At 70.0% G+C, this 25,852-nt stretch carries 23 protein-coding genes and 1 pseudogene; 13 read left to right on the top strand and 11 right to left on the bottom strand.

What is annotated here, in order from left to right; translation table 11 throughout:
- Positions 1–169: 169 nt before the first annotated feature.
- A complete protein-coding gene (locus ACZ48X_RS22000; protein ID WP_336350352.1) occupies positions 170–2,503 on the top strand; it encodes a methyl-accepting chemotaxis protein in 2,334 nt (777 codons plus the stop codon).
- Between the two features lie 22 nt (positions 2,504–2,525).
- On the opposite strand, the gene ACZ48X_RS21995 is transcribed toward ACZ48X_RS22000, so the two are convergent.
- The 3 genes from ACZ48X_RS21995 to ACZ48X_RS21985 form a co-directional block, all read right to left on the bottom strand.
- A complete protein-coding gene (locus ACZ48X_RS21995) occupies positions 2,526–3,188 on the bottom strand; it encodes an O-methyltransferase (RefSeq protein WP_336350353.1) in 663 nt (220 codons plus the stop codon).
- A 75-nt stretch (positions 3,189–3,263) separates the two neighbouring features.
- Complete coding sequence (solA, locus tag ACZ48X_RS21990; RefSeq protein WP_336350354.1) at positions 3,264–4,406, bottom strand: N-methyl-L-tryptophan oxidase; 1,143 nt, start codon at positions 4,404–4,406, stop codon at positions 3,264–3,266.
- A gap of 111 nt (positions 4,407–4,517) precedes the next feature.
- A complete protein-coding gene (locus ACZ48X_RS21985) occupies positions 4,518–5,465 on the bottom strand; it encodes a mechanosensitive ion channel family protein (protein WP_336350355.1) in 948 nt (315 codons plus the stop codon).
- 93 nt (positions 5,466–5,558) lie between these two features.
- Here ACZ48X_RS21985 and ACZ48X_RS21980 point away from each other — a divergent pair, with 93 nt between their 5' ends.
- Together ACZ48X_RS21980 and ACZ48X_RS21975 are read left to right on the top strand one after the other, a co-directional pair.
- Positions 5,559–5,999, top strand: a complete 441-nt coding sequence (locus tag ACZ48X_RS21980) for a dCTP deaminase/dUTPase family protein (RefSeq protein ID WP_336350356.1) — start codon at positions 5,559–5,561, stop codon at positions 5,997–5,999.
- Between the two features lie 142 nt (positions 6,000–6,141).
- On the top strand, positions 6,142–6,477 hold the full coding sequence (locus ACZ48X_RS21975; protein ID WP_336350357.1) for a hypothetical protein: 336 nt from the start codon (positions 6,142–6,144) through the stop codon (positions 6,475–6,477).
- A gap of 49 nt (positions 6,478–6,526) precedes the next feature.
- Here ACZ48X_RS21975 and ACZ48X_RS21970 read toward each other — a convergent pair whose 3' ends face one another.
- Positions 6,527–7,333, bottom strand: coding sequence for a BtpA/SgcQ family protein (locus ACZ48X_RS21970; protein WP_336350358.1), 807 nt, complete (start codon positions 7,331–7,333; stop codon positions 6,527–6,529).
- Positions 7,334–7,674: 341 nt separating this feature from the next.
- On the opposite strand from ACZ48X_RS21970, the gene ACZ48X_RS21965 reads away from it, so the two are divergent.
- The gene (locus tag ACZ48X_RS21965; protein ID WP_336350359.1) at positions 7,675–8,799 is read left to right on the top strand and encodes an oxidoreductase; all 1,125 of its coding nucleotides are present in this window, start codon (positions 7,675–7,677) and stop codon (positions 8,797–8,799) included.
- Positions 8,800–8,970: 171 nt separating this feature from the next.
- Complete coding sequence (locus ACZ48X_RS21960) at positions 8,971–9,879, top strand: DUF7260 family protein (RefSeq protein ID WP_336350360.1); 909 nt, start codon at positions 8,971–8,973, stop codon at positions 9,877–9,879.
- 31 nt (positions 9,880–9,910) lie between these two features.
- Here the strand turns inward: ACZ48X_RS21960 and ACZ48X_RS21955 are convergent, their stop codons facing one another.
- From ACZ48X_RS21955 to ACZ48X_RS21945, 3 genes are all read right to left on the bottom strand, one after another.
- The gene (locus ACZ48X_RS21955) at positions 9,911–10,474 is read right to left on the bottom strand and encodes a thioredoxin family protein (RefSeq protein ID WP_336350361.1); all 564 of its coding nucleotides are present in this window, start codon (positions 10,472–10,474) and stop codon (positions 9,911–9,913) included.
- 24 nt (positions 10,475–10,498) lie between these two features.
- Entirely contained in the window at positions 10,499–11,779 is a 1,281-nt protein-coding gene (locus ACZ48X_RS21950; RefSeq protein ID WP_336350362.1) for a hypothetical protein, read from the bottom strand.
- A gap of 106 nt (positions 11,780–11,885) precedes the next feature.
- Positions 11,886–13,148, bottom strand: a complete 1,263-nt coding sequence (locus tag ACZ48X_RS21945) for a hypothetical protein (RefSeq protein WP_336350363.1) — start codon at positions 13,146–13,148, stop codon at positions 11,886–11,888.
- Positions 13,149–13,262: 114 nt separating this feature from the next.
- Here ACZ48X_RS21945 and ACZ48X_RS21940 point away from each other — a divergent pair, with 114 nt between their 5' ends.
- The 5 genes from ACZ48X_RS21940 to ACZ48X_RS21920 all read left to right on the top strand — a co-directional run bounded on the left by ACZ48X_RS21940 (position 13,263) and on the right by ACZ48X_RS21920 (position 18,942).
- A complete protein-coding gene (locus tag ACZ48X_RS21940) occupies positions 13,263–13,787 on the top strand; it encodes a hypothetical protein (RefSeq protein WP_336350364.1) in 525 nt (174 codons plus the stop codon).
- Between the two features lie 129 nt (positions 13,788–13,916).
- Positions 13,917–14,411: an Lrp/AsnC family transcriptional regulator gene (locus tag ACZ48X_RS21935; RefSeq protein WP_336350365.1), complete on the top strand. Its 495-nt coding sequence runs from the start codon at positions 13,917–13,919 to the stop codon at positions 14,409–14,411.
- A 2-nt stretch (positions 14,412–14,413) separates the two neighbouring features.
- Entirely contained in the window at positions 14,414–15,562 is a 1,149-nt protein-coding gene (locus ACZ48X_RS21930; protein ID WP_336350366.1) for a pyridoxal phosphate-dependent aminotransferase, read from the top strand.
- A gap of 78 nt (positions 15,563–15,640) precedes the next feature.
- Positions 15,641–16,855, top strand: coding sequence for a GNAT family N-acetyltransferase (locus ACZ48X_RS21925; protein WP_336350367.1), 1,215 nt, complete (start codon positions 15,641–15,643; stop codon positions 16,853–16,855).
- A gap of 227 nt (positions 16,856–17,082) precedes the next feature.
- Positions 17,083–18,942 (top strand): PAS domain-containing protein, encoded by a 1,860-nt coding sequence (locus tag ACZ48X_RS21920; RefSeq protein WP_336350368.1) that lies wholly within the window; start codon positions 17,083–17,085, stop codon positions 18,940–18,942.
- 36 nt (positions 18,943–18,978) lie between these two features.
- On the opposite strand, the gene ACZ48X_RS21915 is transcribed toward ACZ48X_RS21920, so the two are convergent.
- The 4 genes from ACZ48X_RS21915 to ACZ48X_RS21900 form a co-directional block, all read right to left on the bottom strand.
- The gene (locus tag ACZ48X_RS21915; protein ID WP_336350369.1) at positions 18,979–19,470 is read right to left on the bottom strand and encodes a hypothetical protein; all 492 of its coding nucleotides are present in this window, start codon (positions 19,468–19,470) and stop codon (positions 18,979–18,981) included.
- Positions 19,471–19,579: 109 nt separating this feature from the next.
- On the bottom strand, positions 19,580–20,152 hold the full coding sequence (locus tag ACZ48X_RS21910; RefSeq protein WP_227131048.1) for a HalX domain-containing protein: 573 nt from the start codon (positions 20,150–20,152) through the stop codon (positions 19,580–19,582).
- 93 nt (positions 20,153–20,245) lie between these two features.
- Positions 20,246–22,426 carry a phosphoribosylformylglycinamidine synthase subunit PurL gene (gene purL, locus ACZ48X_RS21905; RefSeq protein ID WP_336350370.1) on the bottom strand — a complete coding sequence of 727 codons (2,181 nt, stop codon included), beginning with the start codon at positions 22,424–22,426 and terminating at the stop codon, positions 20,246–20,248.
- Positions 22,427–22,511: 85 nt separating this feature from the next.
- Positions 22,512–23,174, bottom strand: a complete 663-nt coding sequence (locus ACZ48X_RS21900; RefSeq protein ID WP_336350371.1) for a helix-turn-helix domain-containing protein — start codon at positions 23,172–23,174, stop codon at positions 22,512–22,514.
- Between the two features lie 84 nt (positions 23,175–23,258).
- On the opposite strand from ACZ48X_RS21900, the gene ACZ48X_RS21895 reads away from it, so the two are divergent.
- The 3 genes and pseudogenes from ACZ48X_RS21895 to ACZ48X_RS21885 form a co-directional block, all read left to right on the top strand.
- Positions 23,259–24,083, top strand: a complete 825-nt coding sequence (locus tag ACZ48X_RS21895; RefSeq protein WP_336350372.1) for an SDR family oxidoreductase — start codon at positions 23,259–23,261, stop codon at positions 24,081–24,083.
- A gap of 84 nt (positions 24,084–24,167) precedes the next feature.
- On the top strand, positions 24,168–24,854 hold the full coding sequence (locus ACZ48X_RS21890) for a PHP domain-containing protein (RefSeq protein WP_336350373.1): 687 nt from the start codon (positions 24,168–24,170) through the stop codon (positions 24,852–24,854).
- 59 nt (positions 24,855–24,913) lie between these two features.
- Positions 24,914–25,750, top strand: a pseudogene (locus ACZ48X_RS21885) (asparagine synthase C-terminal domain-containing protein); the annotation flags it as partial.
- Positions 25,751–25,852: the final 102 nt, after the last annotated feature.

The raw sequence follows: 25,852 nt of genomic DNA, 5'->3' as shown, positions 1-25,852 counted from the left end.
GTGCAACGTTCCCAGTTACTGATTCAATATCTGTCTTCGTAAAATCCGGCGCCGCCGCCGAGATTCTACATAGTTACGTACTGGAGTATGTTTGGCTAGGCGACACACCCGACCAGGTAATCCGCTATATATATTAACGAGTGTTCAGTCTGCGCGGCCGATGGGATTGATGGGGCGAATCTTGCCGGACGCGGTCACGGACAGTCTCCGAACGAAGTTCCTCGTCGCCGGGGTGGTGGTCGTCCTCGTGCTGGGCGGCATCGGTGGCGCGGTCTACGGCGCAGTGAGTCAGAACATGAGCGAGGACGTGCGCACCGAGTACGTCGAGGACGCGACCGTCCAGAGCCAGCACCTCGAATCCACGATAGATGGCCTGGAACGACGTGCGACGACGCTCACGCGGATGCGGCCAGTGCAGAACGACGTCACGGGCGATTCGGCGGTCCTCCTGCGGAACGCCGAGGACCCGTCGTACGTCGCCGCAGCGGTCTACGTCAACCGGACGAGCGGAGACACGCTCGCTCGCGCCGGGAACGACTGGGGGTTGTTCAAACCGAACAGCACCGACCTCACCGCCGAACACATCGAGCGCGTGAACGCGACGCAAGGCGACGCAATCGGTGAGGTCGGCGTCTCCGACCCGGTGCTCTTGCGGAACGAGATGCCGCCGGTCGTGTTCATGGCGACGCCCGTCGAGGACCACCCGCATCGGTCCATCGTTCTCGTCGTCGAACTCCCGGAGCTCTCGCGGACCACGCTTCCCGCGACCAGTGACGGCTCGTACGCGGTCGTCGACGACGAGGGTACGACCGTGCTCTCACAGCACGAGTCGGAGCTCATGGCGTCGGACCAGCTCGCGAACGCCGGCCTTGACCTCTCCAGGTCGTTCGACCGCGTGGAGAACGCCAGCGGCGTGTCGAAGGTCGTCGGCGTGGCGAGCGTCGACGGCACCGACTGGTACGTGACGCGACGGACGACCGCGGAGCACGCGTTCGCCGTGCAGCGGTTCGTCGAACTCGGCGTCGCGGGGATGCTCGGCGCGCTCGCGCTCGTCCTCGGCGTCGTCGGGATGACGCTCGTTCGCGGTACCGTCTCCGGCATCTCCTCGCTCTCGGAGGACGCCCGACGGCTTCGCGAAGGCGACCTCGACACCGCAGTCGAGGTCGACCGCCGGGACGAACTCGGTGAACTCGGTGACGCGTTCGACGAGATGCGCGTCTCCCTCGGCGACCAGATCGCGGAGGCCGAGGCAGCCCGAGAGGAGGCCGAGGAACGCCGGCGTGCGGCGGACGCGTTCAGCGACCACCTCAAGGAGCGCGCGGAGGCGTACAGCGACGCGATGGACGCCTGTGCGGACGGTGACCTCACGCAGCGCCTCGAGGGCTCCGAGCAGAGCGAGGCGATGACCGCGGTCGCGACGTCCTTCAACGAGATGCTGGACGACCTGGAGGAGACCGTGCGCGCGGCTCGGGAGTTCGCCGCGGCCGTCGAGGACGAGTCCGGGAGCGTCGCGACGTCGACGGACGAGGTCCGGAAGGCGAGCGCGCAGGTGACCGAGTCCGTCCAGGAGATCTCGGTCGGCGCGGACGAGCAACGGGAGAAGCTCGACGCGGTGAGTTCGGAGATGGAGAGTCTCGCGACGACGACCGAGGAGATCGCGGCGTCCGCGAACGAGGTCGCGGACACCGCGGCGCGGTCCGCGACGGTCGGCCGCGAGGGCCGCGAAGCGGCGGAGGACGCCATCGAGAGCATGGAGGAGATCGCTGGCGAGACCGCGGACGCGGTCAACGAGATCGACGCGCTGGAGGCGCAGATGCGCGAGGTCGACAAGCTCGTGGAGTTCATCAGTGACGTCGCGCACCAGACGAACATGCTGGCGCTCAACGCGAACATCGAGGCGTCCCGTGGTGCGAGCGGCGACGGCGACGGCGGCGGGTTCGCCGTCGTCGCCCAGGAGGTCAAGGACCTCGCTGCGGAGGCGAAGGACGCGGCGGAGGACATCGAGGGCCGCCTGGAGCGCATCGACGAGCAGACCGCGAGCACGGCCGAGCAAGTCCGCGACGTGAACGAGCGCGTCGCGGCGAACGCGGAGGACGTCCGCGAGGCCGCGGCGGCGCTCGACGAGGTCGCCGAGCACGCCCAGGAGACGAACACGGGCGTCCAGGAGATCTCGGCGGCGACCGAAGAGCAAGCGGCGAGCACGGAGGAGGTCGTCGCGATGACGGAAGGCGCGACCGAGATCGGGCATCGCACCGCGAGCGAGGCGGAGACGGTCGCCGCAGCGGCCGAAGAACAGACCGCGAACCTCTCCGACGTCTCGAACAGCGCCGACCGGCTGAGCGACCGCGCCTCGGACCTCTGGAACGCCCTCGAAGCGTTCGAGGTCCACGACGGCGACGGTGACGACGGGTTCGACGACGGCGACGGTGACGACGGGTTCGACGACGACGCGGACCCGTTCGAGCCCGCGACCCCGACGACCGACGGCGGCGTCGACGAGTGACGCGGATGCGGCTAGCTAGCAGTCAATCGACGCGGTAGCTGACGGCGATACCTTCGCCGAGCGGGAGGACGATGGTCTCGAAGGCGTCGTCGTCGCGGACCGCGTGGAGGTACTCGGCGATGCCGTTCGTGGCGTCGCTCGCGTCGTCGAGCGCGCCGTCGTCGGCGAAGTGCGCGAGGAGGTCGTCGAACGAGATGATGCCCGCGGTCAGGGCGTTGTCGGCGACGACGACCCCGCCCGGGGGGACCTTGTCGCGGACGGCGTGGAACGCCTCGGCGTACTTCTCCTTCTGGTGGTCGATGAGGACCGCGTCGAACGGGCCGTCGTAGCGCTCGATGGCGTCCATCGCGTCCCCGTGCTCGTACCGCGCGACGTCGTCGAACCCGGCTCGCGTCATGAACTCGCGGGCGTCGTCGAGCTCGTCCGCGTCGAACTCCGTCAGGACGACCTCGCCGTCGTCGGGGAGCGCTTGCGCCCACCAGTACGCGCTGTACCCGAACCCGCTCCCGAACTCGAACACGCGCTCGGCGTCCACCATCCGCGCGAGCATCCGGAGCGTCCCACCGACCGCCGGGCCGACGTGCGGGAACCCCATCTCCGCTGCGTACTCGTCCATCTCTCGGGCGAGCGCGTCGGGCTCGGGCGCGGTCGCCTCCACGTACCGCTCGACGTCGTCGTAGTCCATGCCCGAGAGTGCGCCCACGGACACCGTAAGGATTGCTCCGCCTGTCGCGCACTCCCCGCCGCCGCGAGCGAATCCTCAGTCCGCGAGCGCGTCGCGGTCCAGCCGGAACGCGTCGACGGGGAGGTCGGTGTCGCCGTCGACGGCGAGATCAGCGAGCACCTCGCCGATGGCGCTCGCCATCTTGAACCCGTGCCCGGAGAACCCCGCGGCGACGACCACGTGCTCGTGCTCGGGGTGCGTGTCGAGGACGAAGTCCATGTCGGGCGTGTTCGTGAACATGCACGTCTCCAAGCCCATCGTCGGCCCGTTCGCGCCCGGGAACTGCTCGCTGAGCGCGTCCCGGAGGAGCGCCTCGTCCTCTCGCGTCGGCTCGTCGACGTCGTCCGGGTCGACCGTCTCGTGGAGGTGATGGTAGACGCCGACCTTCACGCCGGGGCGGTCGTACCGCGGGAACCCGTAGTACTCGGTTCCCTCGTCGTTCTGCGTGAGGAAGACGGGGAACGCATCGGGCGTGAACGCGTCCGGGTCCGTCGGCGGCTGGAACCACCCGAGCACCTGGCGTTCGGGGACGGCGACGCCGTCGAGGTCGTCGAGGAGGTCGCCGGTCCACGCGCCCGCCGCGAGCACGAGCCGGTCCGCACGGTACGTCTCGCGGTCCGTCTCCACGACCACACCGTCCTCGGTCGCGCTCCAGTCGGTCACTGCCTCGCGAGCGTGGACGGTCCCGCCAGCGGCGTGCGTTCGCTCGACGTGCGCGCTCACCGCGCGCTCGCAGTCCACGAATCCACCATCGGGCTGGACGAGGACGTCGTAACCCTCGGGCAGCCCGTACCCAGGGTAGCGGTCGTTCAGTTCCGCGCCCGTCATCGTCTCGTACTCGAGGTCGTGGGTCTCGCACGCTTCGCGAGCGTTCGCGACCAGGTCCGCCTCGGGCGGGCACGCGTTCACCGACCCCGTGATGTGTAAGAGGTCGCGGCCGGTCGCGGACTCGAGGTCCCGCCAGTTCTCGTACGCCCGCTCGAGGAGCGGGACGTAGTCCGGGTGCTCGTGGTACGCCTTCCTGATGATGCGCGTCGACCCGTGCGACGACCCCTCGTCGTGCGGAACGTCGAAGCGCTCGATACCGAGCACGTCCACGCCCCGTTCGGCGAGGTGGGCGCACGCCGCACTCCCCATGCCGCCGACGCCGACGACGAGAACCTCGTGTGATTCGACCATGCTCGAACTACTCGCACCGCCGTCTTCAAGTTCCGGTCGACCGCGACCGTCGAGGATCGACCGCGACCATCCGCGTCCGAGCGGCCGCGACCATCCGCTCGCTGCGGTGCATCACCGGAACCGGCCGACCGGGTAGCTGATGCGCTCCGGGTGGTCCTTGAACGCGGTGAGTATCGCGGCGTAGAGGTCGTTCTCCGCCGCCTGGATGTTCCGCGGGTCGACGAGCATGCGGACGTGCAGTTCCACCCACGACTCCGCCTGCTCGACGTTCACCGTCGGCCGGTCGCTGACGTCGAGGTCGACGGGCGTCTCCTCGAGATGGTCGCGGTACTCGGCGATGCGGGCCGCCATCTCGTCGCCACAGTAGTCGTCCGCGACGTCGCGAGCCAGATCGCGCGCGAACGCGAGGTCGGTCTCGTATGACACCTGTACCGTCGTCTCCGTCCACACGTACGGGAACTCCTCGTTCGTGTAGTTGTACACCTCTTCCTGGAGGACGACGCTGTTCGGGACCGTCACCCGTCTGCCCGAGGGCTGGTGGGACTCCACGAGGTCGCCGTGGACCTCCCAGAGCGTCGTCACGAGGAAGTCGATCTCGACGACGTCGCCGCGCGCCTCGTCGATGCGGACGCGGTCACCGACCTGGAACGGCCGCATCGTCATGACGTACACCCACCCGAGCAGGGAGAACATCGGCTGTTGGAGGGCGAACGTGACCGCGAACCCGACGACGCCGAGGCTGAACAGGACGCCAACCCACTGGTCGGTGAGTGCACCAGCGACGCCGACGGCGCCAGCGAGCCCGAACGCGAGCCGGAGGAGGTTCCGGAGGTCGTGCTGGCGGCGGCGGTCCGCGCTCCAGCGGGCGACGACGCGCGAAGCCAGCAGGTACCCGCCATAGGCGGCGAGTGCGACGGCGCCCGCGAGCAGGGCTTTCAGCGTCCACACCTCCACCGTCGTCAACGTACGCGAGGCCGTCCAGGTGCTTCGGAGGACGTTCACGCCGACGAACAGTCCGGCAGCGGCGAGCAGCGAGCCGTAGCCGACCGGTCGCTTCACGCCCACACCCACACCACGCCCCCACTAATGCCTTCGGTCACGGCAGAGCCGTCGCCGTGGGTCTTTTTCATCCGGCCGCCCCTAGGACGACGCATGCCGGAACTCACCGACGTCGTCGATGGACTGCTGCATCCCGAGACGCAAGTTGACGAGCGCGGCGTCGACCTCACGGTCGCTGCAATCCACGAGGTCGCCGCGCCGGGTCGCGTCGACTTCGGCGGGGACGAACTCGCGGAAGCCGACCTCGAACCCTGCGAGCTGACGCGTCGGAACCCCGACGACGAGTACCAGTGGTGGCATCTCGACGCCGGCCAGTACGTCGTCCAGTACAACGAGTTCTTCGTCGGCGAGGACCCGATGCACCTCCAGGCGCGGAACAAGGTGCTCGCCCGCGGCGCCTCCCATCCCTCGCTCCGCGTGGACGACCACCTGCCGCTCGTCCCGCTGTCCGTCGGCGGCGAGGGTATCATGATCAAGGAGAACGCGCGAGTGTCGACGCTCCGGCCGCTCGTCCCCGGTCCGGTCGACGGATAGACTCGCACATCGGACGCGGTCGTTCCACCACTCCTCGGTTCTGTCCTGAACGCTCGGTAACGACGCGTTACCGAACGCTGTAGGCTTCGAACCCTGCTACCGCAACCAATCATGTTAATACCTAACACGACGTATTAGTAACGTGAACAGATTCAACGAAGTGCGGGACGACCGCGTCGGAACGGCGACCCCGGCGGTCCTCTGGACGACCTACGAGACCGACGGGTTCGTCCACGCAGTCGCCGACGTCCCGGCCGACATCCCGAAGGCGAACCTCGGGTTCGCAGCCACCGACACCGAAGCCACGGTCTTCGTCGGCAGCCCGCTCGGGCCGCGCTGGACGGTGTCTCTCCCCACGCTCGTCAACCCCACGCCGACCACCGTCTCCTACAACAACGGCATCGTCGAGGTCGTCTTCACGGAAGCAAGCACCGACCCGCTCGACGCCATCGACGACTCCAGCATCGAGACCGCGTAGGCCGACCCCGACTGCGGGCACCCGCGTTCGACGGCACTCCCGTCCGCCCTCAATCCGTCCCCGACCCGACGACCTCGCGAACCCGGTCCGGGTCGACGCGGTTCGTCGTCTCCGCTCCCTCCTTGAGCGCCGTCCCGACGATCACGCCATCGGCGACGTCGAGCGTCGCCGCGACGGTCTCGCTCGTCACGCCACTCCCGACGAACAGCGGCGTCTCCGGCGCCACCGCGTCGAGCGTCTCCCGGACCGTCGCGAGCGTCTCGTCGTCCGTCGGCCGCCCGGTCCCCGACCCGGAGACGACGACGCCGTCCGCGAGTCCGCGCTCGACGACGTCCGCGACGCGCTCCGCGAGCGGCCGTCCACCGAGCGGTGCGGCGTGCTTCACGTCGACGTCGGCGAGCACTGCAACGTCTGCGTCCAACCGCTCCCGGCGACGCATCGTCTCGAACGCTCGCCCCTCCAGGACGCCCTGGTCGGTGACGCTCGACCCGACGTGGACGTTCACGCGAACGAACTCGCCGCCCGCCGCCGCGGCCGCCGACAGCGCCGCGTCCGCGTCGTTCCGCAGGACGTTCACGCCCACCGGGATATCCACTGCCTCGACGACCGCGCGAGCGAGCACGCTCACGTCCGCGACCGTGTGCGTCGGCACCTCGTCCGGATAGAACGGTGCATCACCGAAGTTCTCGACGAGCACCGCGTCCACGCCACCCGCCTCCAGCGCTCTCGCGTCCGCTATCGCTCGCTCCCTGAGTGCCGCCCGGTCCCCGTCGAACCCGGGCGCACCCGGCAGCGGCGGTAGATGCACCATCCCGACCACCGGCGACGCCGTCCCGAACCGCGACTCCAGTTCCATACCGAACCGCTCGAATCGCCCACACAAAGACCGTTCCGACTCGCTACCGGACTCGCCGCGTCCAACCAGCCACGTCCCCATTCCAATGGTTCAAGTACTGGGACGCGGCGAGCGTCGTCGATGCACTGAGTCGCGGTGCGTCGGTCCAGACGGGAGCGTCACCCGCCGACGCACCGAGCCCATGGGTGACCTGTTCGCCAAGACGGCCAGCGACGGCTTCGCCGAGACCACCACGACGGCGCGCTCGCCGCGGCCATCACCGCGGCACGCTCGCTACGACCGCCGGCAACCCCGTCAGCGTAGCGCGACCGTTTTCCGCGCGCCCCGACTACCCCGCTTCGATGACCGACCTGTTCAGCGACCTCTCCATGCGCGACCGGACCGCGCGCAACCGCGTGATGGTCTCGCCGATGTGCCAGTACTCCTGTCCCGACCAGGACGGCCTTGCGACCGAATGGCACCGCCAGCACCTGGAATCGCGTGCCGTCGGCGGCGCCGGTATCGTCATGACCGAGGCGACCGCGGTCCGCCCCGACGGCCGCATCAGTACGGACGACCTCGGGCTGTGGAGCGACGCGCACGTCGACGCGCTCGAACCCATAACCGCGTTCTGCGAGGAGTCCGGCGCGCTCTCGGGCGTCCAGCTCGCGCATGCCGGGCACAAGGGAAGCAAGCGGCCGCCCTGGGAGGATTCGGTCCCGGTCGGCCCGACCGGCGACGGCTGGGTGGCGCCGTCGCCGAGCGCCGACGCGTATCCCTGGCGCGAGGGCGACGACGAACGCAGCGACGACGCCGACGTCAAGCACGTGGAGACGATGTCGACGACGGACGTCGAGGCGCTCGTCGACGACTTCGCGAACGCTGCCGCACGCGCCGACGACGCCGGGTTCGACGTCGTCGAGGTGCACGCTGCACACGGGTACCTCCTCCACCAGTTCCTGAGTCCCGTCACGAACCGTCGCGAGGACCGCTACGGTGGGAGCTTCGAGGCGCGAACGCGCGTCGTCCGCGAGGTCTGCACCGCAGTTCGCGACGCCGTCCCCGACGAGAAGCCGGTGTTCGTTCGTTTCTCGGCGACGGACTGGCTCCCGGACCGCGACTCGTGGACCGTCGACGACACCGCCGCACTCGCCGCCGACCTCGCGAGCCACGGCGTCGTCGATCTCGTCGACGTCTCCGCCGGTGGCCTGCATCCGAACCAGCAACTGCCGGAGATGGGCCCGAACTATCAGGTACAGTACGCCGAGCGCGTCCGCGAGGCCGTCGGCGGGGACGCGCTCGTCGGTGCGGTCGGCGGCATCACGACCCCCGAGCAGGCCGACGCGCTCGTTCGGAACGATCGCGCCGACCTCGCTATCGTCGGCCGACAGCACCTCCGCGACCCGTACTTCGCGCTGCACGCCGCCCAAACGCTCGACCGCGAGGACGCCGTCGAGTGGCCGCGGCAGTATCGGAAAGCGGTCTGACGGGACGGTCGACGAGCACGCCACCAGACACATCCGCTTTCTGTCACACTGGTCGTCGAATTGGGACCGATAGCGACGTCAGCGTGCGTCAGACGCAACCGCTCGAAATGGTTGGTTGACCGGGACGAGGGACAACTATTATTCGCTCGCCGTGTCAAGACACGACATACGATGTCACTCTCCTCGCCAGGACTCACGCGGGTGTCCCAACAACAGATAGGGGCGACTGGCGAAACGTGCCTCGCCGAGGGGCTCTGCGTTCCCGCCGACGTCCTCACGCACGCGCTCGCTGCGGTCGCAACAGTCCTGTTCGCCGCAGCCGTCCTCCTCGCGCTCTCCCGGCTCCACGACGCAGCCGACGCGCTCGACGCGGAACAAGACCGAACGCAGCGCGAGCGCGACGCGTTCGCCGCGTTCGTCGACGCTCTGGCCGGTATCGACAGCGAGAACCCGCGACTCACCGACGGTGGTCCGATGACGGTCACCGGCTCGCGTACCGGTCGCCTCCCGGACGTCGTCGACGCCTACCGTCGAACCGTCATGGACGTCCCGCACTACGACGACGAGTACGACGACTCGCTCGCCGAACACATGGCCGCCGAGTTCGGCGACGACGTCGCGCTCGCCGTCCAGAACGGCGCCATCCTCTCCCCACAACTGAAGCGGACGCTGCACGCGTCCGCGCTGCAAGCCAAACAGCGCCGAGAGCGGTTGCTCGCTGCACTCGACGCGGAACAGGAGTCGTTGTCGTCGTGCACGCGAACGCTCGCCGAGGTCGACGAGACACTCTCGGGCGTGAACCCGGACCCGGACCCGGACCGGCCGCGAGCGGACCTCATCGCGGACTGGCACGCGATCCAAGCGACTCGCGACACGACCGTCTCGCTCTTGGAGTCGCGGCAGGCCGACATCCACGAGCAACGTCACGTCGTCGGGCAAGCCGGTGGGCCGACGACGCTCTACGAGTACGTGTACGGCGACCTGCCGTCGAGTTACCCGGTGCTCTCGCTCGGGACGACCGCGGTCGAGGAGACGCGTTCGCTACGACGCCGGGTGTCGCGAGGACTCGTCGAGCACTGACCGGCGAGGGACCGCAGGAAAGAGCGAGCGTTCAGTTCTCAGTCCACTTTATCGAGCAGCCCTGGGACGGCTGCCACTCGAGGTCGACGTCGTCGCCTGCGAGGACGGCGTCGATGGCTTCGCGGATGTGGAACCGCGACGGTTCGTCGTCGGGGTTGAGTGCGTCGTCGAGTCGGCCGTGGTAGGCGAGCCGGAACGTCCCGTCGTCGTTCTCGAAGAGGAACGGGTCGGGCGTGCAGACGGCGCCGTACGCGGACGCGACCGATTGGGATTCGTCGCGGAGGTACGCGTCGTACTGGACGCGACCGTCTTCGACGTACTCGACCATCGCGTCGAAGGAGTCGTCGGGGTACTCTTCGGCGTCGTTCGGGTTGATGCCGACGACCGCGACGTCGTCGTACTCGGCGGCGAGTTCGTTCAGGAGGTCGAACTTCGCTTTCGCGTACGGGCAGTGGTTGCACGTGAACACGACGAGCAGCGCGTCGTTGTCCGCGAAGTCGTCGAGGCCGTGGGTGTCGCCGTCGGTGCCGCGGAGTTCGAAGTCCGGTGCGACGTCGCCTTCGCCGAGCGTCGAGTCTGACTCCTTCAGGACCATGCCCGCTCGTACGTGGGCGTCGGGTTAAGAACTGGCGTTCCCGGCGGTCACATCGACGTTCGGTCGGTCCTCGAGGCGGTCGGCGACGTCCTCGAGCGCGTCGAGGCGCTCCTCGAGGGGGACGCGGTCGGTCGGGCAGTCCGCGAGGACGTCGAGCGTCCCGAGGGCGTCTTCGTTGTCGTCTTCCCGACTGTCCCGTGCGCGGTCCGCGTCGTCGAGCCTGCGGAGTGCAGCGAGGAGGGTCCTTGCGTCGTCGGCGAGGAGCGCGCCGTGCTCGTCCGCGGCGACGACGTGCGTCGTCGCGGTCCAGTCCGCGACGCGCGTCGCGACTCGTGCGAGCCCGAACGCGACGGCCGGGACGCCGATGGCGTACGCCGCCGAGAGCAGGTACGGGTCGACGGGGAGCGACGACGCCAGCGCCCAGACGTGGAGTGCGACGAAGAGGAAGAGGACGACGAGGACCGCGGCGGTCTTGAGCGGGCCGACGACCCAGTACGGGAGCCGCACCTTGCCGCCCGCACGAGCGTCGTACGCGCGGGTCGTGACCGGCTCCAGCGTGTAGTCGACGCCGTGCGCGAGCGCGCTCGCCCAGAACTGCGGGACTGCGGCGCGCTCGACGACCCGTGCGACCTCGCGAGCGAGGAGCGCGTCGCGTTCGCGCGGCGAGAGGGCGTCGAGCGCACCGGTCGTGAACGCCACGACCGCACGGTGCCCGTCGTCGAACAGGTAGACGGCGGGCGAGTCCACGTCCAGCGTGACGAACTCCAGACGCTCCGGCACGGCCACGTCGAGGGTGCTTCCGACGTCCGGAACCGACCGTTCGCCCGGTCGGTCCCCCCCTGAAGCCGTCGTCTCGACCGCGAGCGCGTTCACGCGCCGCCACGCAAAGCGCCGAACGGCGAGCGGGAGTGCGACGAGGACCACGATGCAGAGTGCGACCGTCGGTATCACGGTCTCCGAGACCGAAACCGAGACCCCACCGACCGCGAGACGCCCGCCGAACGCGGCCTTCGGGGTCAGGAACGCCGGCGCGCTCGCGAGCACCGCGAGCGCGAACGGCACCAACAGGAGTCGGCCACGGTCGAACTCGACGTCCGCCGGGTCTTTCCCGGGGTCGATCGTGAGTTCGAGCCAGAACGCGAGACAGAGCACGAGCAGTATGGTGAACGTTCCGGTCACGACGAGGAGCGTGAGGGGGCCGCCCCACGATACCGTCAGGACGGGAACGTACAGGGACGCGAACACCTCGAAGACGACGCTGACCGCGACGGCGTACAGCGCGAGGACGCCGAGGGCGCGAGACACGGTTCGTGTCGGCGAGTCGTGACGACGGGCCCTCAAGCCACCGGTTCGCACCATGCGGGCCGACGACGCATCGCTCCGAGCGTGCTCGCGCGCGGAGCGCCCGGCTTCACTGCGTCCTGCTCGGCGCGGCTGCGCTCGCGGACCGACCACGTCGCTCGTCGAGGCGTTCTGCGACGTCGTCGAGCGCGTCGAGGCGCTCCTCGATGGGGACCCGGTCGGTGGGGAAGTGAACGAGGCCGTCGAACGCGTCGAGCGTGTCCTCGTGGCGGTCGCTCCCGACGGTCGCCGCGTCCTCGTCGCCGCGGTCGCTGGCGATGGTTGCTGCGTCCTCGCCGGTCGCGTCGGCGTCGTGGAGTTTCCGGAGTGCGGCGGTGAGCGCGTCCGGGTCGTCGGCGAGGACCGCGCCGTGTTCGTCGGCGGTGATGACGGCGTCGGTCGCGAGGTCGTGGGCGAGCCACCGTGCGGCCTTCGTGAGCCCGAACCCCGCGGCGACCGTGGCGACGGCGTACGCGAACACGAGCAGGAACGCGTTCACGTGGAGGATGGTTGCGAGTAACGCGATGGGGATGGCGAAGCAGAGGACGAGCGCGAGCACCGCGCCGACTATCTTCAGGGGGGCGACGAACCAGTACGGGAGGCGGACCTTCCCGCCGGCCCGTGCCTCGTACTCGGGCGTGGAGATGGGGTCCACGAGGCGAGCGGCCGCGAACGCGAGCGCGCTCGCCCAGAACGACGCCGCGGCCTCGCGGTCGACGACGCGCGTGAGTTCGCGGGCGACGACGGCCTCGCGCTCCCGGTCGTCGAGGATTTTGGTCGCGCCGGCGGTGAACCCGAGCAGTGCGCGTCGGCCGTCGTCGACGACGTACACCGCGGGGTCGGGGTCGTCGAGGACGACCGTCGAGAGCCGGTCGGGTGCGTGCGCAGTGAACTCGTCGGGGATGCGTGTTCCGTCCGCGTCGTCGGCGACCGCAGTGTCGTCGAGCTCTCGCCACGCGTACCAGTTGACGACGACGGGGACGGTGACCGCGACCAGTGCGCCGAGCACGACGACGGTCGCTGCGGCCTGTACGGTGCCGAGACCGACGGCGCTGCGGGCGTCGACGGACCGGACGAGCGGTTCGAGTTCGCTGGCACCCACGAACGCGCCGGCGGCGAGCAGGCAGACGCCGAGCGGGAGGAAGTACAGCTTCCGGTCCTCGTCCTCGTCGAACTCGAGCGTGACCAGCGCGAGGTACGCCGACGGGACGAGGATGGAGGCCGGATGGATGGTGAGCATCGGAGCCAGGAGGACGGACGCGAGGAGGGCGAGCACGGCGAGCACCGTCGCGGCGTAGAGCGCGGCGACGCCGAGGAGGCGAGCGCGGGGCATCGGTTCGGGCGTGCTCCACGACCCACCGTGTAACCATCGATATCGCCTCCCGGCGGGGTCGCGTCGACCGGCCGAGCGTCCACGCTTAAGTGGCCTGCCGACTGACGTGCGACCATGCCGACCATCGACGTATCCGACGAACAGCAGGCGTTCCTGCGCGCGCTCCGTGACGAACTCCAGAACGAGGTCCAGTACGGGTCCGTTCGCGAGCAGGATGCCCTCCAGTACCTCATCGATCACTTCGAGGGCGGCGGCGAGCTCGACGTGGACGCGGACGTGGACGTCGACACCGACGCGGTCGCCGACGGCGAGAGCGCGACGAGCGCGGACGGTGGCGCGGTCGCCGCCGACGCCGACGACGCGAGCACGACCGCGGACGCGAGCGAGGACGCTGGCGCCGACGAGACCGGCGAGGACGCGGAAAGCGGGTCGAGCAGCAGCGGGCCGACGCCCGACGCGGAGGGCGACGACGACGACCGCCTGAACGCGATGATGAACCTCCTGGACACGCACGACGACAAATGGCGCGAGGCCTCGAAGGAGGACGCGCGCTACGAGATCGACATGCCGGACGGCACCACCGAGTACGTGCAGACGAAGGACGACGTCCGCGCGCACATCTTCAAGAACTACGACTGACGCTGTCGGCGTCCGCGACGACGCCAATTCCGGCGTCGACGCCCGCACTCGGTCTCCGAGCCGAGGCGTCGTTCCGCGAGTGCCGCCGGGGAAGAAACCCTTATCCCAGTCCCGGATGGTCGTTCGTGTATGACTGCGAGTGCGCGAGATGCCTTGCTCGAGTCGCTCCTGGAGAACGCCCGGTACAGTACCGAGGACCTGGCACGGATGACGGGGCTCGACGCGAGCGAGGTCGAAGCAGCGATCGCGGACCTGGAAGCCGACGGTGTCGTCCGCGGGTACCGCCCGGTCGTCGACTGGGAGTCGACGGACCGCGAGCGCGTTCGCGCGGTCGTCGAGGTGAACGTGGAGCTGGACCGCGAGACGGGGTACGCGGACGTCGCGGAGCGCCTCGCGGGCTACGACGCCGTCGACACCCTCCGGCTGGTGTCGGGCGACTACGACTTCCACGTCGAGATCCTCGGCGAGTCGATGCGGGACGTCTCCGCGTTCATCGCGGACGAGGTCGCGCCGCTCCCGGCGGTCACGCAGACCGTCACGCACTACGCGATGACGACGTACAAGGAGAGCGGCGTCGACTTCGGGGACGGCGACGACGACGACCGACTGTCGGTGAGTCCCTGACCATGGGGATTACTCTCTCCGAGCGCGTGCAGGCGGTGCCGCCGTCGGGTATCCGGAAGTTCTTCGAGCTGGCGGAGGAGCGCGACGACGTCATCTCGCTGGGGGTCGGCGAACCGGACTTCGCGACGCCGTGGCGCGCGCGAACCGCCGCGGTCGATTCGCTGGAGCGCGGGCAGACGAGTTACACCGCGAACCGCGGGATGCGCGAGTTGCGGGAGGCGATAAGCGACCACGTGGACGCGAAGTACGACCTCGGGTACGACGCCGAGGACGAGATACTCGTCACCGCCGGTGCGAGTGAGGCGGTCGACCTGGCGTTCCGCGCGTTCGTGAACCCCGGGGATACGGTCGCGGTCGCGGAGCCGGCGTACGTGTCGTACGCGCCCGGCGTGACGTTCGCGGGCGGCGAGGTACTGCCCGTGGCGACGTACGAGCGCGACGAGTTCCGGTTGACGCGTTCGGCCCTCGAGGATTCGGGTGCCGGCGACGCGGAGGTGCTCGTGATGTGCTTCCCGAACAACCCGACTGGTGCGACGATGCGCGAGCAGCACCTGCGGCCGATCGCGGAGTTCGCGGTCGAGAACGACCTCACGGTCGTCAGCGACGAGATATACGCCGCGCTCCAGTACGAGCACGACCACACGAGCATCGCGACCCTCCCGGGGATGCGCGAACGGACCGTGGTCGTGAACGGCTTCTCGAAGGCGTACGCGATGACGGGCCTCCGCCTCGGGTACGTGATGGGGCCGAGCGAGGCCGTGATGGGCATGAACCGCATCCACCAGTACGGGATGCTGTCCGCGCCGACGACCGCCCAGCACGCCGCGCTCGAAGCGCTTTCGTCGTGCGACGACGCGGTCGAGGAGATGACGGCGGCGTACGACCGCCGCCGGAACTTCCTCCTCGCGCGCTTCGACGAACTCGGTATCGAGTGCTTCCGCGCGAAGGGCGCGTTCTACGCGTTCCCGGAGGTCCCGACCGACCAGACCGGCGACGCGTTCGCCGAGGACCTCCTGAAGGCCGAAGGCGTTGCGGTCGTCCCCGGGAGCGTCTTCGGCGACGGCGGCGAGGGCCACCTCCGCGTGTCGTACGCGACCGGGCTCGACGACCTCCGGGAGGCGACCGACCGCCTCGAGCGGTTCCTCGACTGACCGCGTCGCCGCCCCGGATACGTGAACCGGTCGCACGCCGCGGGAACCTTCTTGATGTCTCCGGGTGCTTCTCCGCGTATGCAGTACCGCGAGATAGAACCGCCCGACGAGCGCGTCACCGAGATAGTGCGGTACGCGTTCGACGCCCAGTCCGGGCCGTTCGACCCCGACGAGTTCGACCCGGAGGACGCACCGGAAGCGGTCGGCGGCCAGCGCGGCCTGTTCGATGGCGACGACCTCCGCGTGGTCTGCGCGCACTACTGGTTCGACGTCGACGTCCGCGGCTCCCCCACGTCCGCTCCGGGCCTCACGATGGTCGCGTCGCCGCCCGAACACCGCCGCGGCGGGAACGTCCGCCAGCTCCTCGAGCACTCGCTCGCCGAGTACCGCGAGCGCGGCGACCCGCTCAGCCTCCTCTGGCCGTTCTCGACGCCGTTCTACGGCCAGTACGGGTGGGCGACGACGAACCGGTACGCGGTCCACGACGTCGACGCGGGCTCGCTGTCGTTCGCGACCGAGACCGACGCCGCGGACGCCGTCCAGTTCGAGCGCGTCACCGCCGACGACTGGGCCGCCCTCGACGCGGTCGACGACGCGACGTGGACGCAGACGCTCGCCATCGACCGCGGCGAGGACTTCTGGCGGCACCGGGTCTTCGAGTCCTGGGGCACCGACCCGTACGCCGCGGTCGGCTACCGGGACGGCGACCCGGTCGCGTACCTCACGTACACCGTCGAGGACGGCGACGACGGCCGTCGCCTGAGCGTCTCGTACTTCGGCGCGGTCGACCACGACGCCCTCCTCGCGGTGTTGTCGTTCTGTCACGCGCACGACTCGCAGGTCGAGACCGTCCGCCTGAAGACGCCCGTCGACTGGCCGCTCGCGTACGTCGTCGACGACCCCGGCGCGGTCGAGAGCGACCTCCGGACCGGCCCGATGGGTCGCGTCGTCGACGCCGTCGACGCGCTCGAAGCCGTCCCCGTCGAACCGGGCGTCGACACGGACGTCGTCCTCGACGTCGCGGACCCGCTCGCCGCGTGGCACGAGGACCCCGTCCGGCTCTCGCTCGGGGACGGCACCGCGACCGCAGAGCGCGCACCTGGAGCGGTCCCGGACGTCGAACTCGGCGTCGGCGCACTCACCCAGGTCCTCCTCGGGACGCGCACCGCGACCGACCTCGCCCGCACCCGCGACCTCACCGGCCGCGACGACGCCGACCCGCCCGAGGGCGTCCTCGGCGCGCTCGACGCGGCGTACCCCGAAACGGACGCGTGCATGCTCCAGTTCTTCTGACCGGTCGCGCCCAGGTGGCATCGTCCGGGTATCGTCCGGCTTTCGTCCGAGTAATGTCCGGGTATCGTTCGGGTATCGTTCGAGATATCGTCGCGTCGGCCGCGGCCACGAGAGTCAAGTAGCCCCTCACCCGTAGACCCATTCGAGTAGATGGATCAGCCCCCGGCCTGCCCCGGGCGCCACCCCACCCCCACGCTGCCTTCGCGGCCGCGAGGTGGTCGCCCACGATGAGCGAGACGCCCGTCCCCGACCCCAGCGAGCCAGTTCTGGACCGCGTCGAAGACGTGTTCTTCGCGCTCGACACCGACTGGCGGTTCACGTACCTCAACGACCGCGCCGAATCCCTCCTGTGGCGCTCGCGCGAGGACCTCCTCGGCCGCGTCATGTGGGACGAGTTCCCCGAGACCGTCGAGACGCAGTTCCCCGAGAGCTTCCACGAGGCGATGGAGACCGGCGACCCGGTCGCGTTCGACGTCTACCACAAGCCCCTGAACACGTGGTTCGAGGCGCGCGCGTACCCCGGCGACCACGGGCTCTCCGTGTTCATGCAGGACGTCACCGACCGGCGGACGCGGAAGCGCAAGCTCGACGAGCACGCGCGCGTCGTCGAAGCCGTCAACGACGGCGTCATCGTCGTCGACACGGACAATCACGTCGCGTCCGTGAACGAGGCCATCGAGGACGCTTTATCGACAGACCGGGAGTCGCTCGTCGGCGAGCACGTCGACCGCCTCCACGAGCTCGCGGCGGTCGACGCGCGGTCGACGACGAAACTCGGGCAGGCCGTCGAGGCGATCCGCCGGGGCGACACGAGCTTCGAGCGCTTCGAGCTCTCGTTCCGCGGTGACGCCGGCGACGAACGCATCGGGGAGGTCCGGATGGTGCCGCTCGACGAGCACCGGGAGCGCGTGGCGGGCGTCGTCAGGGACGTCACCGACCAGCGCGAGTACGAGCGCGTCGTCGAACGACTGCACGACGTCACGCGCTGGCTGTTCCAGGCGGAGGACGCGCCAGAGATCTGCTCGGTGGCGACCCACGCCACCGGGAAGCTTCTGGGGCTTCCGATCTCGGGCGTGTGGCTCATCGACGACGAACGCGGCGTCCTCGACCCCATCGCGGCGACCGCTGGCGCGCACGAGGAGCTCGGTGGGCTCCCGCAGTTCCCGGAGGGCGACGGCCTCGTCTGGGAGGTATACCGGGACGGCGAACCGCGGCTGTTCGACGACGTCCACGACCACGACGGGCGATTCAACGAGGACACGCCGCTGCACGCGGAGATCGTCGCGCCGCTGGGCGCGCACGGCGTGGTGATGACCGGTGCGCTCGAGCCGGACGCGTTCGACGAGGCGGACCTCGAGCTCGTCTCCCTGCTCGCGGAGAACACGACCGCGGCGCTGGACCGCATGGACCGCGAGCAACTGCTCGACGAGCGTCGGGCGAGCCTCGAGGAGCAACGCGAACGCCTCGGCGCGGTCGCGGACATCCTCAGCGAGGACCTCCAGGCGCACCTGGAGACGGCGGCGGACGACCTCGCCTCAGTATCTGCGGCGAGCGAGGGGGCGCCCACGGAGACCCTGAACCGCGCGGAGGCGCTCGTCGACGACATCCTCGAGTTCGCGAAGGACTCCGCCACGCTCGGGTCGCGCGAGTCCGTCGGGTTCGAGAGCGCGCTCGCGGACGCCCTCGACGGGTCGCTCGCGGACGACATGACGGTGTACCTCGAGTTCGAGGGGTCGCTACGCGCGGACCGCGATCGACTCGTGCACATGCTGGAGACGTTCTTCAACGACATCCACAGTCGCGCGCAGGACGCCGGAGCGACGGTCCGCATCGGCCCGGAGCGCGCCGCCGACGGCCGTCCGGACGGGTTCTACATCCTCGACGACGCCGCGGAGATACCGGAGACCGAGTTCGATCGCGTCTTCGAACCACAGGGGTCGAGCGACGCCGGCGTCGGCCTCGGCCTCCCGGTCGCCCGCCAGATCGCGCAAGCCCACGGCTGGGACGTCGACGTGACGACCGGCGACCCAGGCGGCACGCGGTTCTCGATCACGAGCGCGCCGACGTTCACCGTCGACCGCGAGTGAGGCACGCTGGGCGACCTCGACCCTGGCTCCGTTCCGCTATCGCGCGACGACCGCGAACTCGATGCGGTCGTCGAACAGGTGGACGACGACGCCGCGACGCGGGCCGCCGCCGTCCCAGTCCTGCGTGCCGGTGAGGCCGTCCGCGGTCTCGACGGCGAGCACGCCGCTCGCTCCGACGACGTCCACGTCGCTGAACGCGACCCGCGCCGGCGGCTCTCCGTGCACGGGTGCTCGTAGCGACGCCGTCCGCCGGAACCTGGGTTCGAGCCAGTCCGGCCCGTAGATGGCGACGTACGCGGTCACGCCATCATCGCCGTCGTTCACGAGCGCGAGGTCCGGAAGGGTCGCCCACCACTCGCGCGGGTCCTCGCTTCCCCACTTCGACGCCGGCTGGTCGCGGACCGGCGCCGGAGCGTCGCTCGCGTCGTCCTCGTCGCCCGCGCCGTCGTCGCGCCGCTTGCGGCCGTTCGTACAGCCTGCAACCGCGAGGGCGGCCCCGACCGCGAACGCGCGACGACTCCGAGCCATAGCATGCTAGACGACACCAATACCCAAACGTCTTGCGTGGCCGTGCACTGCGCCCGTCGAGCGGATTCCCAGCGAGTCACGGAGACAGCGAAAACCGAGGGCCGAACGGTCAGGTCTTCCGCGAGATGTCGCGGACGACGCGCTGGTACGCGTCGTGGTTCGACAGCTCGCTGATGGTGTCGTCGACCTTCGCGCGCATCACCGCCAGCCGGTCCTCGAGCCGGCGGTACTCCTCGCTCGCGCGCAACTCCGCCTCGGTCTTCTGCGAATCGAGGAGGGCCTTCTTGGAGGCGAGCGCGAAGAACTCCTGGAGCTGGTCGTCGTACGTCGACCGCAGGAGGAGCTGGTCGACCGTCGACAGCAGGTCGTCCTTCGAGACCGGCTTGACGAGGTAGTCGTCGAACCCCATCTCGATGATGTCGAAGTCCGGCTCCACCGCCGTCACCATCGCGACCCGCGTGTCGAGGTCGCGGTCCCGGATCGTCGACAGCACCTCGTCGCCGGAGAGCCCCGGCATCCGCCGGTCCAGCAGGACGATGTCGACGGTCTCGTCGATGGCTTCGAGCGCCTGACTGCCGTTGTACGCCGTCTCCACGTCGCAGGCCTCGCGGAGCCACGCGGCGTACAGGTTCGCCAGGTCCGGCTCGTCCTCGACGATGAGGACCGTCGGTTCGTTGGTCATCCGTTACCTCCCGGTGAACGCATTGGGCACTACTTCAGACTTGACCGTTAAGTAGATGACGGGGACGCGAACCCGGTTTTGAAGCGACCGCAGTCAGTCGAGCTCGTTCTCGATGGTCGCGCGAAGCGCCGCGATGTCGTCGACGTCGTAGGAGAGGTCCGTCCAGGAGACCGAGAGGTCCAGTTGCGGGTCGCGCTGGCCTTCACCGACGCGGACGACGGGTGCGACGCCACTGAACGCCTCGCGGACGCGCTCCGGGTCCGTGGTCTGCACGAGGGCGCGACCGCTGGCCTCGTTGAACAGCCAGCCGACCTGCTCGCCGACCTCCGAGAGCCCGCCCTGTTCGGGGACCTGCGCGCTGATACCGGCGTCCTCGCCGACCATCTCGGCGAGCGCGACCGCGAGCCCGCCGTCGCTCACGTCGTGGGTCGCCTCGACGTGGTCCTCGCGCGCGACCGCTGCGAGGAGCTGGACGAACGCGCTCGCGTCCTCGGGGACGCTCGGGAAGCGGTCGCTCCCGCCCTGCTGGCGGAGGTACTCGCTCCCGCCGAGGCGCGCTTCCGTGTCGGGGTCGGCGAGCACGCGGTCGCCGACGAGCAGGAGTTCGCCCTCCGCGCTCGCCGCCATCGACGGCGCGTCGTAGTCCGGCGTGGAGCCGACCATCGCGAGCGTCGGCGTCGGCGGAATCGGGCCGGACGGCGAGTCGTTGTACAGCGAGACGTTCCCGCCGACGACGGGGACGTCCAGATCGCTGCACATGTCCGCGAGCCCGTCGACGATACCCTTGAAGCCGCCGTAGACGTCGGGTTTCTCGGGGTTCCCGCCGTTCAGGCAGTCGACCGCGGCGAGCGGCGTCGCGCCCTTCGCCGCGAGGTTCGTCGCGTTCTCGAGCGCCACCGCCCGGGCGCCCTCGTACGGCGCGGCACTCGTCCAGTTCGGCGCTGCGCCCGACGAGATGGCGACGCCGACACCGGCTTCGCGGACCGCGACGACGCCCGCGTCGTCACCCGGGCGGACGCTCGTCCGCACGCCGACCTCGTGGTCGTACTGCCGGTACACCCAGCGTTTGCTCGCCGTGTTCGGGGACGAGACGACCGCCTCGAACGCTTCGGGGAGGTCGACCGTCGGCAGGTCGCGCTCGGGTTCCGTGGGTTCCTCCCAGTCGAGGTCGTTCATCGGCGCGCCCTCGCCGAGGAAGTGGGCATCGACGTCCACGACCGTCTCGCCCTCGAACGTCGCGACGTAGTTTCCATCCGTGACCTCGCCGATGACCGAACAGCCGACGTCGAACCGCTCGCAGACCTCGCGGACGCGCTCGACGTTCTCCGGCGCTACCTCGTAGCACATGCGCTCCTGGCTCTCAGCGAGCAGGATCTCGAGGGCGTTCATGTTCGGTTCGCGCTGGTGGACGTCCTCCAGGCGGAGGTCCGCGCCGAGGCCGCCCTTCGCGACGAGTTCGCTCGACGCACCGCCGAGCCCGGCGGCGCCGAGGTCGCGAGCGGACTCGACGAGGTTCTCCTCGACGAGCACCTCGTTCGTCTCGATGAGGAGCTTCTCCGCGTAGGGGTCGCCGACCTGCACCGCTGGCCGGTCCTCAGTTTCGGCGTCCTCGCTCAGGTCCTCGCTCGCGAACGACGCCCCACCGAGGCCATCTCGGCCCGTGGCGTTCCCGACGAGCACGAGCTTGTTCCCCGGCTCCTGCGCCACCGCCGTAATCATGCGGTCCTCGTCGGTGAGCCCGACGCACGCGACGTTCACGAGCGGATTCCCCTCGTAGTCCGCGTGGAAGTCGACGCTCCCCGCGACCGTCGGGACGCCGATGCAGTTCCCGTAGTGACTGATGCCCTCGACGACGCCCTCGAAGAGGTACTTCGAGTGCTCGCGGTCGAACGCGCCGAAGTACAGCGAGTCCGCGAGCGCGATGGGGTACGCGCCCATCGACATCGTGTCGCGGACGATACCGCCGACGCCGGTCGCGGCGCCGTCGAACGGGTCGACGTAACTCGGGTGGTTGTGGCTCTCGATACCGAGCGTGACGTACGTATCCGAGTATCCCTCCGTGTCGGGGTTCGGGAGTGCGACGACGGCGGCGTCGTCGCCGGGCCCGACGACGACCTGTTCGCCCTCGCTGTCGAACGCCGACAGCAGGGGTCGCGAGGAACGGTACGCGCAGTGCTCGCTCCAGAGGTTCTCGAACAGCGCCGCCTCCGCTGGCGTCGCCTCCCGGCCGAGCTCCTCCTCGACGAGTTCGCGGTCCGAATCGGCGAGACTCATTCACTTCGCTGTACATCGACCCCCAGTAAAGGCGTTTCCATGTCCACGAACGTGCGTATTCGACCGGTGTCAGCCGGGACGGCGGTCAGCCGTCGCGACGGAGCGACCGGACGAGCGCCGCCTCGGCCTTCCGGAGGTGCTCGGCGGCCGTGCTCGGCGCGCAATCCAGCGCAGCCGCGACGTCCTCGACGCTCGCTTCGCGAGGGACCGCGTAGTAGCCGAGAGCGCTCGCGGCCTCGACCGCGTCGCGCTGCCGGGGCGAGAGCCGCGACGCGGCGAGCGGTCGCATGGACCCGAGACTTCCCACGGCCTCGACCGTGACGTTCATCGGCGCGGGCGTCTCCTCGAACAGCACCTGTATCTCGTCGCTCGGGCCGAACGCGGAGAGCTCGATGGTGCCGTCGCCGCGGTACTCGATGGGCGGGACGACCACGACCCCGCCGTTCTCGAGCGGGTCGAGCATCGCGCGAAGCCCCGCGGTCGCCTCGTCCCGGACGTACGCGTAGAACGCGTCGTCGCCGACGGGTTCGACCTCGTAGTCCACCACGACGTCGACCGCCTCGGTCGCCGCCCGGAACGCGTCGACGTCCCCCTCGACGTAGTGGAGGATGCCGAACCCCCGGTCCGAGAGGTTCCACTGCATCGCGGTCGCGTACTCGACGAACGGCGCGTTCGCCATCACGTCGTACATCGGGTGGATCTCGTCCTCGCGGCCGTTCGCGGTCAGCGTCACCCGGACGTGCTTCATCGTTCGAACCTCCTCGACGCACGACTTAAACCCACCAGACGACTCCGGCACACGACCTTCGGGACTGCACGCCGTAGGCGACGTATGGGCAGAATCCTCGTAACGGGTGCCACCGGGACGCTCGGGAACGCGCTCCTCCCGCGACTACGGGACGCAGGCCACGCCGTTCGCGCGGCGAGCCGCACGCCCGACGCCGCCGCTCGAACCGATTCGACGGACGCGGAGTGGATGGAACTCGACCTCGTCGACGGGACCGGCGTCGAGCGCGCCGTCGCCGACGTGGACGTCGTCGTCCACGCCGCATCAGCGCCGACGGGTGACGCCGAGGCCGTCGACGTGGACGGCACGCGCCGACTCCTCGACGCCGCCGAAACCGCCGGCGTCGACCACGTCGTCTACCCGTCGATCGTCGGTATCGAGGACGTCCCGCTCTCGTACTACGAGCACAAGCTCGCCGCGGAGCGGGTCGTCGAATCCGGATCCGTTCCGTCGACGATCGTTCGCGCCACCCAGTTCCACCAGTTCCTCGACCGCCTCCTCGGCCCGCTCCGCTGGCTGCCCGTCTGGCCGCTCCCGACCGACTTCCGGATGCAACCGGTCGACGCCCGCGTGGTCGCCGACGAACTCGTCGCGCACGCCGACGCCGCACCGCGGGGACGCACCGATGCGGTCTGCGGCCCCGACGTCCTCGACCTCCGCGAGATTGCGACGGCGTACCGCGACGCCCACGGGTACCGACGCCCGATCCTCCGGCTGCCAGTCCCCGGTGCGACCGCGACGGCGTTCCGGGACGGGCACGCGACGCTGCCCGCGGCCGCGTCCGACACGACCACGTGGCGAGAGTACCTCGCAGAGACGACCGACGCGACCCCGGACCGCGCACGCCGGACAGCGTCCGCCTCGACGTGACCGAGGAGTTCGCCACCGGCAGCTCGGTCGCCTTCGCAGCCGGTAACCGAGTTGTTTTTTACCGCCCCCAAGTAACGGACAGGCGTGCTCTCGGTCGAGCTCCACTGTCATTCGGCGCTGAGTTACGACGGGCGAGACCCCGTCGAACTCCTCTTAGAGCAAGCCGCCGCGGTGGGGCTCGACGCCATCGCCGTCACGGACCACGACGAGATCGACGCGAGCCTCGAAGCCGCCAGCAAAGCGGGTTCGTACGGTCTCGTCGGGATTCCGGGGATGGAGGTGACCTCTGCGGCGGGTCACATCCTCGCGCTCGGCGTCGAGGAGAAGGTACCGAAGGGGATGGGGTTCGAGGAGACGCTGACGTACATCCGCGAACTCGGCGGTATCGCGGTCGTCCCGCATCCGTTCCAGGAGTCGCGCTCGGGCGTGATGGCGAACATCGACCGCGAGACGCTCGCGACCGCGGACGCCATCGAGGTGTACAACTCGCGGCTGCTCACGGGTCGCGCGAACCGGCAGGCCGAGCGGTTCGCGGTGGACTACAATCTGCCGCGGACCGCGGGGAGCGACGCGCACATCTCGGAGATGGTCGGGCAGGCGGTGACGAAGGTCGAGACGAACGGCGAGGAGACCGTGGACGCCATCCTCGACGCCATCCGCCGCGGCGATACGACCGTCGAGGGGAAGCGGACGCCGTGGCACATCAGCTTCCGGCAGGCCGCCGGCGGCGCGAAACGCCGCGTGAAGAACCGGTTCGCGGAGTTCCTGTGACGACCAGCGACGGAGACGCGCTGCCGGCGGTGGTGGCCGTCGAGCGCGCGCTCGCTCGTCCCCATCCCGAGACCGCGTCGGGCCGCGAGGCCGCGGTGCGCGGGGTGCGCGAGGCGGTCCGCGCCGCCGGCGAGGAGGTGGACGCGCCCGCTGGCGACGTCGCGGTCGGGTTCTCGGGTGGCGTGGACAGCGCGCTCGTCGCCGCGCTCGTCGACGCGCCGTGTTACGTCGTCGGGTTCCCGGGGAGTCACGACGTCGCCGCGGCGCGGTCGGCGGCGCGCGCGATGGACGTCGACCTGACCGTACTCGAACTCGACCACGACGCGCTCGCCGCGGCCGTCCCGCGGGTCGCCCGCGCTATCGGCCGGACGGACGCGATGAGCGTCCAGATCGCGCTTCCACTCTTCCTCGTCGCGGAGCGCGTCGCCGCGGACGGCTACGGCCACCTCGCGGTCGGCCAGGGCGCGGACGAACTCTTCGGTGGGTACGCGAAGGTCGCGAAGGCACCCTCGGACCCGCGCGTCGACGCGGACACCGTCCTCGGCGCGCGCGACGAGATGACGCGGACGCTCCCCGAGCAACTCGACCGGGACGTCCGCGCGCTCGCCGCCGCGGGCGTCGACCCGGTCGCGCCCCTGCTCGACGAGCGCGTCGTCGACGCCGCTCGCGCACTCCCCGCGAACTGCCTCGTGAGCGACCGCGGAGAACGCAAGTTCGCGCTCCGACTCGCCGCCCGCGAGTGGGTCCCGGACTCGGTCGCGTTCCGCGAGAAGAAAGCGGTGCAGTACGGGAGTCTCGTCGGCCGCGAACTCGACCGGCTCGCGCGGCAGGCCGGGTTCAAACGCCGCGAGGACGACCACGTCACGCAGTACGTCCGGTCGCGGGTCGACGAGTGAGCATCGACCGGTTCACGGGGCCGGGTCGCTCGCGGCGGTCTGAATCGACCGCTAGCGCTCGCGGCGGTCCGGGCCGCTGACGAAACGCAAATGTGCCTCCCG

This window comes from Halorubellus litoreus (assembly GCF_055378595.1).
Note: the sequence above shows the minus strand (reverse complement) of the source record. Positions and strands in the feature narration are given on the sequence as shown.

Bases quoted from the DNA above. Each gene is read 5' to 3' on its own strand.
- ACZ48X_RS21920 (WP_336350368.1), top strand. From the start codon at position 17,083: ATGAGCGAGACGCCCGTCCCCGACCCCAGCGAGCCAGTTCTGGACCGC.
- ACZ48X_RS21970 (WP_336350358.1), bottom strand. From the start codon at position 7,333: ATGGAACTGGAGTCGCGGTTCGGGACGGCGTCGCCGGTGGTCGGGATG.
- ACZ48X_RS22000 (WP_336350352.1), top strand. From the start codon at position 170: ATGGGGCGAATCTTGCCGGACGCGGTCACGGACAGTCTCCGAACGAAG.
- ACZ48X_RS21965 (WP_336350359.1), top strand. From the start codon at position 7,675: ATGACCGACCTGTTCAGCGACCTCTCCATGCGCGACCGGACCGCGCGC.
- ACZ48X_RS21895 (WP_336350372.1), top strand. From the start codon at position 23,259: ATGGGCAGAATCCTCGTAACGGGTGCCACCGGGACGCTCGGGAACGCG.
- ACZ48X_RS21925 (WP_336350367.1), top strand. From the start codon at position 15,641: ATGCAGTACCGCGAGATAGAACCGCCCGACGAGCGCGTCACCGAGATA.
- ACZ48X_RS21930 (WP_336350366.1), top strand. From the start codon at position 14,414: ATGGGGATTACTCTCTCCGAGCGCGTGCAGGCGGTGCCGCCGTCGGGT.
- ACZ48X_RS21915 (WP_336350369.1), bottom strand. From the start codon at position 19,470: ATGGCTCGGAGTCGTCGCGCGTTCGCGGTCGGGGCCGCCCTCGCGGTT.
- ACZ48X_RS21935 (WP_336350365.1), top strand. From the start codon at position 13,917: ATGACTGCGAGTGCGCGAGATGCCTTGCTCGAGTCGCTCCTGGAGAAC.
- ACZ48X_RS21960 (WP_336350360.1), top strand. From the start codon at position 8,971: ATGTCACTCTCCTCGCCAGGACTCACGCGGGTGTCCCAACAACAGATA.
- ACZ48X_RS21940 (WP_336350364.1), top strand. From the start codon at position 13,263: ATGCCGACCATCGACGTATCCGACGAACAGCAGGCGTTCCTGCGCGCG.
- ACZ48X_RS21955 (WP_336350361.1), bottom strand. From the start codon at position 10,474: ATGGTCCTGAAGGAGTCAGACTCGACGCTCGGCGAAGGCGACGTCGCA.
- ACZ48X_RS21900 (WP_336350371.1), bottom strand. From the start codon at position 23,174: ATGAAGCACGTCCGGGTGACGCTGACCGCGAACGGCCGCGAGGACGAG.
- purL (WP_336350370.1), bottom strand. From the start codon at position 22,426: ATGAGTCTCGCCGATTCGGACCGCGAACTCGTCGAGGAGGAGCTCGGC.
- ACZ48X_RS21910 (WP_227131048.1), bottom strand. From the start codon at position 20,152: ATGACCAACGAACCGACGGTCCTCATCGTCGAGGACGAGCCGGACCTG.
- ACZ48X_RS21980 (WP_336350356.1), top strand. From the start codon at position 5,559: ATGCCGGAACTCACCGACGTCGTCGATGGACTGCTGCATCCCGAGACG.
- solA (WP_336350354.1), bottom strand. From the start codon at position 4,406: ATGGTCGAATCACACGAGGTTCTCGTCGTCGGCGTCGGCGGCATGGGG.
- ACZ48X_RS21995 (WP_336350353.1), bottom strand. From the start codon at position 3,188: ATGGACTACGACGACGTCGAGCGGTACGTGGAGGCGACCGCGCCCGAG.
- ACZ48X_RS21945 (WP_336350363.1), bottom strand. From the start codon at position 13,148: ATGCCCCGCGCTCGCCTCCTCGGCGTCGCCGCGCTCTACGCCGCGACG.